Source organism: Flammeovirgaceae bacterium SG7u.111 (assembly GCA_034044135.1).
GTDB lineage: Bacteria > Bacteroidota > Bacteroidia > Cytophagales > Flammeovirgaceae.
The window spans coordinates 3,179,834-3,192,426 of the sequence record CP139021.1; the positions used below are offsets into that span (position 1 = coordinate 3,179,834).

The 12,593-nt window shown below is 41.1% G+C and carries 7 protein-coding genes; 6 read left to right on the forward strand and 1 reads right to left on the reverse strand.

All coding sequences use genetic code 11. The features are described from left to right. Positions 1-678 precede the first annotated feature (678 nt). The 5 genes from R9C00_12435 to R9C00_12455 all read left to right on the forward strand — a co-directional run bounded on the left by R9C00_12435 (position 679) and on the right by R9C00_12455 (position 9,944). A complete protein-coding gene (locus tag R9C00_12435) occupies positions 679-3,738 on the forward strand; it encodes a TonB-dependent receptor (GenBank protein ID WPO38260.1) in 3,060 nt (1,019 codons plus the stop codon). Positions 3,739-3,748: 10 nt separating this feature from the next. Continuing rightward, complete coding sequence (locus R9C00_12440) at positions 3,749-5,269, forward strand: RagB/SusD family nutrient uptake outer membrane protein (protein WPO38261.1); 1,521 nt, start codon at positions 3,749-3,751, stop codon at positions 5,267-5,269. 255 nt (positions 5,270-5,524) lie between these two features. Beyond that, positions 5,525-7,045, forward strand: a complete 1,521-nt coding sequence (locus tag R9C00_12445; GenBank protein WPO38262.1) for an arylsulfatase — start codon at positions 5,525-5,527, stop codon at positions 7,043-7,045. A gap of 107 nt (positions 7,046-7,152) precedes the next feature. Continuing rightward, complete coding sequence (locus tag R9C00_12450) at positions 7,153-8,841, forward strand: sulfatase-like hydrolase/transferase (protein ID WPO38263.1); 1,689 nt, start codon at positions 7,153-7,155, stop codon at positions 8,839-8,841. A gap of 125 nt (positions 8,842-8,966) precedes the next feature. Next, positions 8,967-9,944, forward strand: a complete 978-nt coding sequence (locus tag R9C00_12455) for a ThuA domain-containing protein (GenBank protein WPO38264.1) — start codon at positions 8,967-8,969, stop codon at positions 9,942-9,944. 297 nt (positions 9,945-10,241) lie between these two features. Here R9C00_12455 and R9C00_12460 read toward each other — a convergent pair whose 3' ends face one another. Further along, positions 10,242-11,588: an aspartate aminotransferase family protein gene (locus tag R9C00_12460; GenBank protein WPO38265.1), complete on the reverse strand. Its 1,347-nt coding sequence runs from the start codon at positions 11,586-11,588 to the stop codon at positions 10,242-10,244. Between the two features lie 226 nt (positions 11,589-11,814). On the opposite strand from R9C00_12460, the gene R9C00_12465 reads away from it, so the two are divergent. After that, entirely contained in the window at positions 11,815-12,540 is a 726-nt protein-coding gene (locus R9C00_12465; protein WPO38266.1) for a DUF4197 domain-containing protein, read from the forward strand. Positions 12,541-12,593 lie beyond the last annotated feature (53 nt).

The following is a 12,593-nucleotide window of genomic DNA, read 5'->3' on the forward strand; positions in this document are numbered from 1 at the left end:
CCTTTATAGCATAATTTACTAGTTAATAATTCATCAAACACACCTATCAAATATTTCTTTATCAACCAGCTCTCAGATAGTAAAGAAAGGTAAAATAATGCAATTACAAGGTAATTTTCATTAACTCTTAACCATAATAATACCCGTACTTTGAATACTGCTGACAAAATATTTCTATTTAAAGCAAGATTGATTTAAGTAACAAAGTTGTTTGAGTTAGCTTCTTACACTTTGCGCAAAGCTTTGACTTGCGAGGAGTTGAATTAATATGTTTCTTGCGTAGAACATAACTGACAAATACTAAAGAATAGCGCTACTTATGAGTAGCCGTACAACCACTAACTATTTAACTAATAAGGGTATTTTTTTACTAACCATCATTAAAAGGTTGTCAATTATGAAAATGAAAAATATGAAACTAAAGCGTTACCTACTTTTTAACTTTTCTAAGTTCCTTTAGCGAAGTTATTGCTGATATCCAGCAGCTATCGTCCTTTCAAAATTTCAGAATCTTCGACGGAATGCCTTATAGAGGCTTCTTGTATGCTAGAAAACATTCTAAAGACATCCTCTTTAGCATATGTCTTTGACCGGCTTTGTATTTTCTTTTTTAAACCAAAAAAAACAAACTGAAATAAGCTTGTAACAAAGATAAATTAATCACCTAAACCTAATTTTATGAAACACTTTAACAAAGTTTATTTAGTGTTTATTACGCTGGTCATGTTGGCTGGTTTGGTAAGCGCTCAGGATATGAAAATAACCGGAAAGGTTACCGATGATTTGGGAGAACCTTTGCCAGGTGTAAACATTGTTCAGAAAGGCACAGTAAATGGCTCAACTTCTAATATGGATGGAGAGTTTAGCGTATCTGTGGCACAAGGATCTGTATTGATCTTCAGTTATATAGGGTTTGTTACTCAGGAAGTTTCTGTTAATAGCCAGACTGTTATAAATGTATCTTTAATACCAGATTTATCTCAGCTTGATGAGGTAATTGTAGTAGGATATGGTACCGTAAAGAAGAAAGATGTAACAGGCTCAGTAGGTTCGCTTTCATCAGAAAAACTACTTGAAAACCCAATTACAGACCTTGCAACAGGTATGCAGGGTAAAATCGCAGGTGTGAGTATCCAAAATACTTCTGGTGCTCCTGGCCAAAATATGAAAATCCGAATTCGTGGTGGTAGCTCTATTAACTACAGCAACGAACCTCTTTACGTAATTGACGGCTTTATTGGGGCAAACATCAATAATATCAATCCTAATGACATTGCGTCAATCGATATATTGAAAGATGCTTCAGCAACGGCCATTTACGGTTCTAGGGGAGCAAATGGGGTGGTTTTGATTACAACTAATACGCCAGAAAGTGGCGATTTAAAAGTTTCGCTAGAGGGAAATGTTGGGTTCAGCAAGATGGTGAATAAATATGAGTTGATGCCAGCAGGAGAGATGGCTGAAACAATGAACCTACAGGATATCTCAAGGGACAAGCCAACTAACTCTTTCACTGCTGAAGAGATAGCATATTTTAAGGGAAATGGAGGGACTGATTGGCAAGATTTGGTTACTCAAACTGGTCTTACTCAAAACTATACCATTAACGCAAATGGTGGATCTGACAAGTTGAAATATTTCTTTTCAGGTAACATGGTGGATGATAAGGGTGTAATCAGAAATTCATTCTACAAAAGGTACTCTTTACGTTCAAATATTAGTGGTAAAATTTCGGATTGGATCGATGTTCAGTTTAATACATTTGCTACTCATACGTCTTCACAAGCAAACGGAAGTGGATCGAATGGAGCTGCTAACCCAATTGGTGCAGCAGTTAGGTTTCCTATATTTTGGGATGCTTATGATGAAGACGGGAATTATGCGGATCCATTGAGCTACCCTAGTTACAATGGCAGGTTCTTGCCTGGTAGAGAGCAAAGTCCATTGCAAGCTACGGATCAAAACCAAGAGTCGTTTGGGGAAAGCATCACTTCAAACTTAGATCTTAACTTTAACTTGGGGCATGGCTTCTCATTTATGGTTAAAAATGCAGGTAGTTTCTCTACTGGATTTTATGGGCAGCGTAATTTAGTAAATGGTGTGGACTTTAATCGAGAAGATGTAGCTGCGCAGCAAAACTACAATCGGGGAACAACCTATTTGAACACAGAGATTTTAACTTATAAAAAAGAATTTGGTAAGCATGATCTGAAAGTGGATGCAATTTATGAGTTCCAAAAAAGTGCATGGAGAAGTAATTCTGCTAAAGTTGCAGACCTTACTACGTTGGCCAATGAATGGTATATTTTGAACAATGGCTCACCTTCTATTACAGAGTCAGGTTATAGCGAATCTAAAATACGCTCTTATATGGGGCGTGTGAACTATGGTTACAACGATAAGTACTTATTGACTTTGAGCTTGAGGGCTGATGGAACTTCAGTGTTTGATGAATCTAACAGGTGGGGTTATTTTCCTTCGGCTGCCGTGGCTTGGAGGATTGCTGATGAGGCATTTATGGATGCTGTTGGGGTTGTTTCAGATTTGAAATTGAGGGTTGGGTATGGAGAAACTGGCAACAGGGCTGTTGGATCATACTCAACATTGCCTAAATTAGAATTCCACAATAATTATCAATGGTATGTATGGGATGGAGAAACTCCAGTATCAGGTATTCTTCCTGGTGATTTTGCCAACCCTGATTTAAGGTGGGAGACTACAAGGCAGTTAAACTTAGGTCTTGACTTTGCATTTTTGGAAGGAAAAATTAGTGGTACATTAGATTTGTACGACAAAAATACTGAGGATGTAATCATCAGTAAAACCATTCCAAATTACACAGGTAAAAACTCTTTGACGGGTAATTTTGCTGAAGTAAGAAACAAAGGTATTGAGTTTAGTATGAATGCGTACATCATGGACAAAGCTGATTTTAGATGGACGGCTAACTTCAATATCTCTAGGAATGTAAATACTATAGAAGACTTAGATGGCAATGATGAAATCTTTGTAGCGTCAGAAGAGCCATTGGGCATTTGGAATATAGTAGGAGGCAACAAGTTCATCGTAAGAAAAGGCGAGTCAATGGGTTCTTTGTTTGGCTTGAAAGCTGTTGGGATTTGGCAAGAAGACGAAGCTGAAGAAGCGAGTGCCTTTAATGCATACCCTGGTGAGGTGAAGTATGAAGACTTTGACGAAGACGGTCAGATTTCAGGTACAGACAGGCAAATTATAGGACAGGCAGCACCTGATTTCACTTATGGTATAGGAACAAACTTGTACTTCAAAAACTTCGACTTGGCTATCCAAGGTGTGGGGATGCACGGTAATGAAATCTACAACTGGTCTAGAAACCTTATGAACCAAGATATCTTAACACCTGACTATCGCAACAGATGGTCTCCAACAAACACAGGGTCTACCCAGCAGATAATGCCAAGAGGAACAGATCAGTCGTTGACTTATGTAGTGAGCCAATATGTGGAAAGTGGTTCTTTCTTCAAAATAAACTTGATTACTCTTGGGTACACACTACCTGAAAGCATTGCCAATACAATGAAGATTGGCGGGGTACGATTCTATGCTAGTGTAAACAACCTTGTTACTTTCACTAAATACTCTGGGTTAGATCCCGAAGGGTCAAGTACTCCTTTGAACAGTGATTCACAGGCTGGTATCGATGCATTCTCTTATCCTCTCACAAGAACATTTACTGGTGGTCTTAAAGTAAACTTCTAAAGAAAAAATCATGAAAAAATTCAATATATTCATAAAGTTATTTTTACTCGGGGCGTTAACTTGTGCCTCATTTACAGGGTGCGAGACCCTAGATGAAGATCCGAAAGGGGCAGTGACTGCTGCTACATATTATGCAGATCCGTTGAGTTTGGAAGCTGGTGTAATTGGTATTTATGGAACGATGCACCGGGCTAGTTGGGGTGTAGATATTTTGGCAGCTTATACAGGTGCAGATGACCTGACTTCGCACGATCAAGGCAACAAATGGGTATTTCTAGAAGGTGACCAGTTCAATAAAACTGGTGGTAACCAAAGAACTATTGGTATCTGGAACGGATATTTCCAAGCAATCCATGCAGCTAATGCGTTTATAGAAAATGCAAACCCTGAGGGCGTAGAGGAAGATGTACTCAATAAGTTTAAAGCTGATGCGCATTTTGTAAGAGCTTTACTTTACTTCCGTTTAACTACTATTTTTGGTGATATCCCAATGCCAATTGACCCAGTTCCTGATTTCGAAATGACAAAAACTTCATCTCGTGAAGTGATTGCACAGGTAATCAGCGACTTGGAATTCACGGAGCAATGGGCTGTAAACGAAAGAGATTCGAACACAGATATGCAAGATGGTCACTCTAGTAAAACTGCTGCAAAAGCATTTTTGGCAAAAGCATATATGCAACTGACTGGCTATCCTTATAATGAAGCAGACAAGTGGACTCAGGTGAAAAAATACACCAAAGAAATCATTGATGCCGGTGTGTACGGTCTGATGGAAGATTATATCCACAACTTTGCGCAACCTTGGGAAGGAAATAAAGAGCTAATTTTCTCACACCAATTCGACAAGCAACCTTGGCCAATCCTTACACAAGGTCGTTGGTATGGTTTCTTCTGGAGAGATTGGATGGATATGTACATAGAATGGGATTTCTATGACAACTACCCTGAAGGCTACCGCAAAGCAGCTACTATGAGCTCAACGAATGAATTTGCTCTTGCGTGGGAACACCCTGTACTGACTAAGTTGACCTATGGTACTATCAATGGCACTCCTGAATTTGAGCACGTGTGGCAAACTTCAAACGACATGCCTGCTATGCGTTACGCTGAAGTGCTTTTGATGTATGCCGAGGCTTGCGCCAATACAGGTGAGAATGCCGAAGCAATTGAGGCACTTAACAAAGTAAAGAGAAGGGCTTATGCGAAAGGATCGACTACTTCTGAAGAGGTGGCTCTACTTCCTGAAGGATACTGGGCTGTTCCAGATCCAGCAATAGACTACACTGCAGCTGATTTGAACACTCCAGAAAAGATAATAGACGCAATAGTAAAGGAGCGTTCTTACGAATTTGTAGCAGAGGTTGGTGGTAACCGTTGGTTGGACTTGGTCCGTTTGGAAAAAGTTGCTGAGGCAAACCAAGACAGAAGTAGAGAATTGCCAATTTTGGGTGATCCTTCTGATAAAAGCACTTGGTATGCGCCAATTCCAGAAACAGAAATTGACTTGAACCCTAACTTAGGGCAATAGTGTTTCGCTTGTATTAATTTAATACCAATTATGTAGAGGCCGTGCTTCATTCGAAGGCGGCCTCTTTTTTTATAAAAAAACTTTTTAAGTAAAAGGTTTTCACAGAATAAACTTGTCAAAAATTAGGTCGGGTGTGGTTCATTTTGGAACTTTAAAACCAAGCATTTACCTAAGGGCTTGCTTAAAATTCATGTTTTCATGCGAAACAGATAAAATTTAAATAAGCTCTGATTTACTATCTCAAAAAATATCAAAATGAAAACGTTTAGTATTTTAACTTCACTAATGCTCTTAGCATTTTTTGCACAAGCCCAGCAACCTAATGTCATAGTTGTTTTGGCAGACGATATTGGTGTTGGCGATATCTCCCACTACCGGCGCATGCACTCCGACAATATTATTTTAGAAACCCCCAATATAGATAAGTTGGCGACTTCGGGAATGGTATTTACCGATGCCCACGCACCCGCTGCCTTGTGCGCTACTTCCCGCTATTCCATCATGACGGGTAACAGCTGTTACCGAAGCCCATTTCCTTGGGGAGTTTGGTCTGCTTATGCAAAATCCCCTATTGCCGACGACCAGCTGACCTTGGGCAAGCTCATGATGCAAGCCGGTTATCAAACTGCCTTCTTTGGCAAATGGCATTTAGGAGGAGATTTTAGAAGAAAAGACAACCCAAGTAAGGTTTACAGAACAACTAAAAAAACGATGCCCGAATTGGATGTGGATATCACAAAAATGCTAGATGGTCCTCCACAAAAAGGCTTCGATTACAGTTTTACCCTCCCAGCGGGAATCCAAGACGTCCCTTATGCGGCATATGAAAACGGAGAATGGTATCCATTACAAGAAGGCGGTAAAATCGTCCATATTACCCAAGCCAAAATGGATGAAATAGGTGTGAAGCTAGACAAGGACGAAGGGCTTGGGGACAACGGCTGGGATCCTCGATTAATGGGACCTTTGTTGGCAACCAAAGCTGTCGATTATATTGCCGGTCATTCCAACAAGGAAAAACCATTTTTCATGTATTACTGCTCACAAGCGGTTCACCTTCCCCACAATCCTCCGGTCGAACTGAACGGGGTGAAAATAGCGGGAACAACCCCTTCTGCCCACATGGATATGATAAAAGAGCTGGATGTGCAGATGGGAATGATGGTGGCTGAGCTAAAAAAACAAGGAGTGTATGAAAATACTATTTTTATTTTTACTTCGGACAACGGAGGGCTTCATGTAAACAAAAAAACATTGGCATCAGGCCACAAACCAAGTGATATTTACAGAGGAAGCAAAAATACCCCATTTGAGGGTGGTCATCGTGTACCTTTCATCGTTTCTTGGCCTGCTGAAATTGCAAAGAAGCAAATAGCGACCGAGCCGATTTTGGGCTTAGATATTATGGCAACGCTGGCGGCTATCACCAAAACAAAAATAGAGGAGGGGCAAGCGATGGATTCGTACAACCTCCTTCCAATTCTTCAAAACAAGAAAAAAGCCAATACGCATCCATACCTGATGGTGCAAGGAGGCTCCCACCACGAAGTGCTCATTATAGACCAAGGTTGGAAGTTGATAGTGCAGGTGGACAAAAAGGATAAATCTGATAATACGAGGACGCCAACTGCCCTCTTCAACTTGAATGAAAATATAGTGGAAGACGAAAAGTTCAATCTAATTAAAGATCCAAAGTATCAGGCTAAGGCACAAGAGCTTTTTGAGAAGTACAATGTCACCAGAAATGGCAAAGCTTTTACAGGAAAGCATTTTTAGGATGCTCTTTTCATAAGGTATTGATTATCGTTATCAAGTTCGCCATCTAATTAACTAGGCTTCAATAAATATCAACTAAATAAGTATCCGAATTATCATTATACATTATGCAACATTTCAAATTCCTATTCACCTTGGTTTTTGTGGGTGTATTGAGCTTAAACGCAAGCAACGACCCAACAAAGAAACCTGCTCAAAAACCCAATTTTATTTTTATACTTACCGACGATCATAGGTACGATTACCTTGGCTGCACGGGAAACGAACTTATTCAAACCCCGAACATTGACAAGTTGGCTGAAGAAGGGGTTCTTTTTAATAATGCACATGTAACTAGCGCTATTTGCACGCCAAGCAGAATCTCTATTTTGCTAAGTCAATTTGAGCGCAAGCATGGGGTGAATTTCAACTCAGGAACGAGTGTGGCTGATGAGGCATGGGAACAATCGTATCCAATGGTGATGCGCAGAAATGGGTATTACACGGGGTATGTGGGAAAAAACCATGCGCCAATTGGGGAAGGAGGCTACGGAAGTGGTCTGATGGACAAATCTTTCGATTATTGGTATGCAGGCCATGGTCACCTTCGGTTTTACCCCAAGAAAGGGCATAAGATTTTTAAGGCGGCCAAGCACGATACCCAAGTTGAGATTTTGGACGAAGGGGTTACCGACTTTTTGAGCAACGAGCATAGTATGGAAGGCGCAACCCATTTTTTGGATAACCGACCAGACGATAAGCCTTTTTGCCTAAGCCTTTGCCTTAATGTTCCTCACGGGTCGAGCACGGGATCTATGAAGTTGCTCGAAACTGATTCTTCTATCTACCGCACGCTGTACCGTGACCAAGAAATTCCTCTGCCCAAGCATTATACGAAATGGGACGATATAAAAGAACCAAAGCTTCCGGCAGATATTCATTTTGCAGAGGAGAGGCAAGCGGGCTATAACTTTGTGAATACCGAAGACGAACTTAGGGAGCGGATCATCAGAACAATGCAAACCGTTACAGGTGTAGATGGGCTAGTTGGGAATTTGAGGGAAACGCTAAAAAAGAATGGCTTGGATAAAAATACCATCATTGTTTTTACTTCCGATCATGGCTTGTTCTTTGGAGAGTTTGGCTTGGGCGGAAAAGCGCTGTGCTACGAGGTAACCACGCATGTCCCTTTCATTGTTTACAACCCCATGGCTTCCAAAAAGGCAAGAGGGAAAGTTTCTGATGAACTGGTTCAGTCGATTGATGTTGCACCTACGCTTTTGGATTATGCGGGAATTGATATCCCTAAGGAGTTTCAAGGGAAATCGATCAAAGGGCTTATTGAGGGCGAAGATGCTCCTGTTCGGGAATATTTGTTTACCGAAAACCTGTGGTCTACGCAGTTTGGAAATCCCCGCTGCGAGTCGGTGCAGGACAAAGAATGGAAATATATCAGGTATTATAAAAATGAAAACCTACGGGCTTCTGTTAAAATCAACACAGCAAAGGCTTTAGGGATTCCGGTAAATGACATGTTGTACGCCCAGCATGATCCGGATATTGCCTTGTACCGAGCATTTGCCGAAGGCCCACTGAATGGAGAGGAAGCTGTATACGAAGAATTATTCCACCTAAGTGAAGATCCGGATGAGACTACTAACTTGGCAAGTGCCAAAAAGCATGAAGCGGTTTTAGAAAAAATGAGAGGAGTGTGGAAAAAGCAGATTGAGGAGGCAAGGGGGGAAGGTAGTCCTAAAGTTTTGCGCTACACCAAAGATAGCATGCTAGAAAGTGGAAAGCCTGTAGTGCATGAGTAGGGTATTATATAAAGAATGAAATTTTTTCTTTGAAAAACCTAAGGCTTTTTTACAAAAAGCTTTTTTCGACTTAACTTACCATTCTGTTCATTTTTGGAACAGAAAAAAAAATCACATTAAAAAATATGAAAAGGATGACTAGAATAAGTATTGGACTTTTTTGCCTGCTATTTTTTACAGTTACAGCTCAGGCGCAGCCAAAAGTTCTCAAAGCGCTCATAGTTGATGGGCAAAACAACCATGTGGTGTGGCCCAAGTCCACCATCATGATGAAGCAATATTTGGAAGAAACAGGTTTGTTTGAAGTAGATGTTTACCGTTCCAAATTCACATGGAAGGCAGAGCGTGAAGAGAAATACCTTGCCATGGTCGGTGTAGGGGAGACACAAAACTTGAAAGATCCAAAGTCAGACCCAGATTTTGCGCCAGATTTTTCAAAATACGATGTAGTGGTTTCAAACTTTGGTTGGAAAGCTGCTCCTTGGCCAGAATCTACTCAAAAAGCACTAGAAGAATACATGGAAAAAGGCGGTGGTTTTGTCTCGGTTCATGCTGCGGATAATTCTTTTCCCAAGTGGGAAGAATACAACAAAATGATTGGCATAGGAGGCTGGGGCAATCGTACTGAAAAAGATGGTCCTTATGTTTATTATACCGACAAAGGAGAAATTGTACGCGATTATGCTCCTGGTGGAGCTGGCGCTCATGGCCCTCAGCACAATATCCCTATCACGGTACGAGTAGCCGATCACCCAATTACCAAAGGAATGCCAGAGGTTTGGCTTACAGGTAAAGACGAATGCTATGCTAAGCTTCGCGGGCCAGCGGTAAACATGACTGTTTTGGCTACGGGCAAAGATGCTTCGGGCAAAGCTCCGACCGACCGCCATGAGCCAATGCTGATGGTACTAGATTACGGAAAAGGAAGAATCTTCCACACTACTTTGGGGCACGACGACTATTCTTGCGAAAATGTTGGCTTCATTGTTTCTTTCCTCAGAGGGACGGAGTGGGCTGCTACTGGAAAAGTTACCCAGCCAATCCCCGATGATTTCCCTACTGCCAAAGAGGCAAAAAGCAGAGAATTTATATTGAAACAGTAATTGATATGCCCCCGATGCCGACAAGTAGGCGGGGGCAATTTTATTTTTTTCTTATTAAGAAGATGTTTCCTCCCAGTTATTCCATAACACACATACAAGACATCATTTTCCTATCAACTCTTTTGTTTTTACAAACAGACAACTTCTTTTCTCTTTGCTCCATTTCCAAACTTAGGAGATAGAAAAGGTAAGTCTTGCCTAATATGAAACCAAGGTTTGAGCTAGCAGGATAAGGGGGAAGTTTGGGGTTTATGGGACTCCAGACCATAGAAGATGCGAATTTAGTATCCTCTATGGTTATTCACTTTTCCTTTTGCTTTCAATCTCTTGTAAACCCTCCCAGAAAGTATGCAATATATAATCGATTTCTTCTTTGGTGATGATTAGTGCAGGCTTAATATTTAGGATATTACCTTGGATTAGCTTCAGCGAAATATTTTTTTTCATACAAAACTCCATCAACTGATGCGCTTCTTCCACTGCTCGTTCTTTTGTAATTCGGTCTTTAACCAGATCGAGGGCAAGGTTCAAGCCCAAGCCGCTCACATTTCCGATCAGGGAAAACTCTTCTTTTAGCACCTCCAAGCCATCCTTGAAATAAACGCCAAGTTCAGCCGTACGCACTACCAAGTGATCTTCTTCTACACAGTCGATCACTGCGGTGGCAACTGCTGAGCAGAGCGGGCTTTTTTCGTGGGTATAATGGCCAATAGATTTGTCTTGAATAGTGTTAAGTCCTTCTTTTCCAATGATGCCGGCAAAGGGAACAACCCCTCCACCAAAAGCTTTGCCCACTACCAAAATATCAGGTGTAACGAAGTGCTCCGAGGCAAACATCTTTCCCGTTCTGCCAAAGGCTGTGTAGATTTCATCAAAGATTAGTAGAATTCCATTTCGTTCGCAAATATCTTTTACCCTTTGCCAGTAATATTTTGTAGGCACGGTAGAATTGTAGAAAATAGGCTCGGAGATGAGTGCGGCAATTTCTGGGTTGTATTCAATTTGGGTTTCGAGCTGGCGAAGATATTCCTCATCTATTTGTTCTTGGTTGGTCCAGCCCCAGGGGTTGCGGTAATAATCGGGCAATTCCAAATGAATAGCTCCTGGCATCACAGGGCCAAGTCGTTGCCTAAAATGTGGATCGGCTCCGATAGAGACCGCTTGGAAACCTGCTCCATGAAATGTACCATAGTACGACAAGGTTTTCCACTTTCCCGTGGTGAGTTTTGCTAACATGGTCGCCATTTCTATAGCTTCTGAGCCACCAGGGCAAAAGAGCACTCGAGAAAGCCCTTCAGGAGCGACAGCCACCAATTTCTCAGCGAGCGTAACGGCTTGTTCATTGGTGAATCTGCGGGGGGCAAAGCTCATACCAGAAGCCAATTGATTTTGGATGGCAGCTAATACCTTTGGGTTATTGTAACCTACTGTATGGACACCATTTCCGTGCAGGTCTAAATACCGATTTCCTTCTCCATCTATAAGATACGCCCCGTCCACACCGGTCACCGAATTGAAAACTGGCGAAGACAAAGCCTGGTGGAAAAAGACCGAACTATCTCGGTTGATTAACGCTTGGTTCGTTTCAGAGCGATTCACGCTTTGGTGCAAATGTGTAATATTCTCTCCTTGGTTTACAGCCATTTTATAGGGTTCTTTTAAACCGTGAAAGTAATAAATGGCAGATTACGCTTTTGTGAAGTTTTGAAAGCGAGGTTTGTGTGCTTAAATAGAGTTGCTGAATTTTTTCGTTTCGTATTTCCAAAGCAACCTAGCAAAGGGTTTTTGAATTGATTACTTTTAGGGACTCATTTTAATTAAAGAAAGCTCTGAGTCCAATTTTATCGAAATAAAACTAATGACAAATATTATGAGAAAATCTATTTATTATCTATTATTTACTTTGTTTTTGCTAAACACAATTCCTTCCCAAGCCCAATTCTTAAAAGACCTTAAAAAGTCATTGACGAAAGGTGCTGCAGCAGCTGGGTTTACGGAAGAAGAGGCAGGAGCGGCTATTAAGCAAGCATTGGAGAAAGGTGTGGTAAAAGGTGTGGAGCTAGTTGCCCAAGAAAATGGTTTTTTTGCCGATTCTCTTATAAAAATCCCTTTTCCAGCAGAGGCGAAGCTCATGGAACAAAAGCTGCGTATGATGGGGATGGACAAGCAAGTCGATCAGGTGATTTTAACATTTAACCGTGCAGCAGAAGATGCTTCTATTAAAGCGAAAGATATATTTGTTGGGGCTATTAAAGAGATGACCTTAACGGATGCGATCAATATAGTGAAGGGAGAAGAAGATGCGGCCACCCAATATTTGCAAAACCATACGACAAGTGGGCTTGTAACTGAGTTCAGCCCTATCATCGATGAATCTCTTGATAAGGTATTGGCGACAAAGTACTGGGAAGAACTAGTGACTACTTACAACAAGCTTCCTTTTGTAAGAAAGGTAAACCCTAATCTTACCGAATATGTCACTGAAAAAGCAATTGAAGGGCTGTTTGTGAAAGTAGCTGATGAGGAAAAGCTGATCCGAGAAAATCCTGCTGAACGTACGACCGAATTGCTTGAAAAAGTATTTGGAAAAAAATAAGTCGAGAATGAAATGTAGAACATAAAAGAAAGGCTGCCGAATTCAATCGGCAG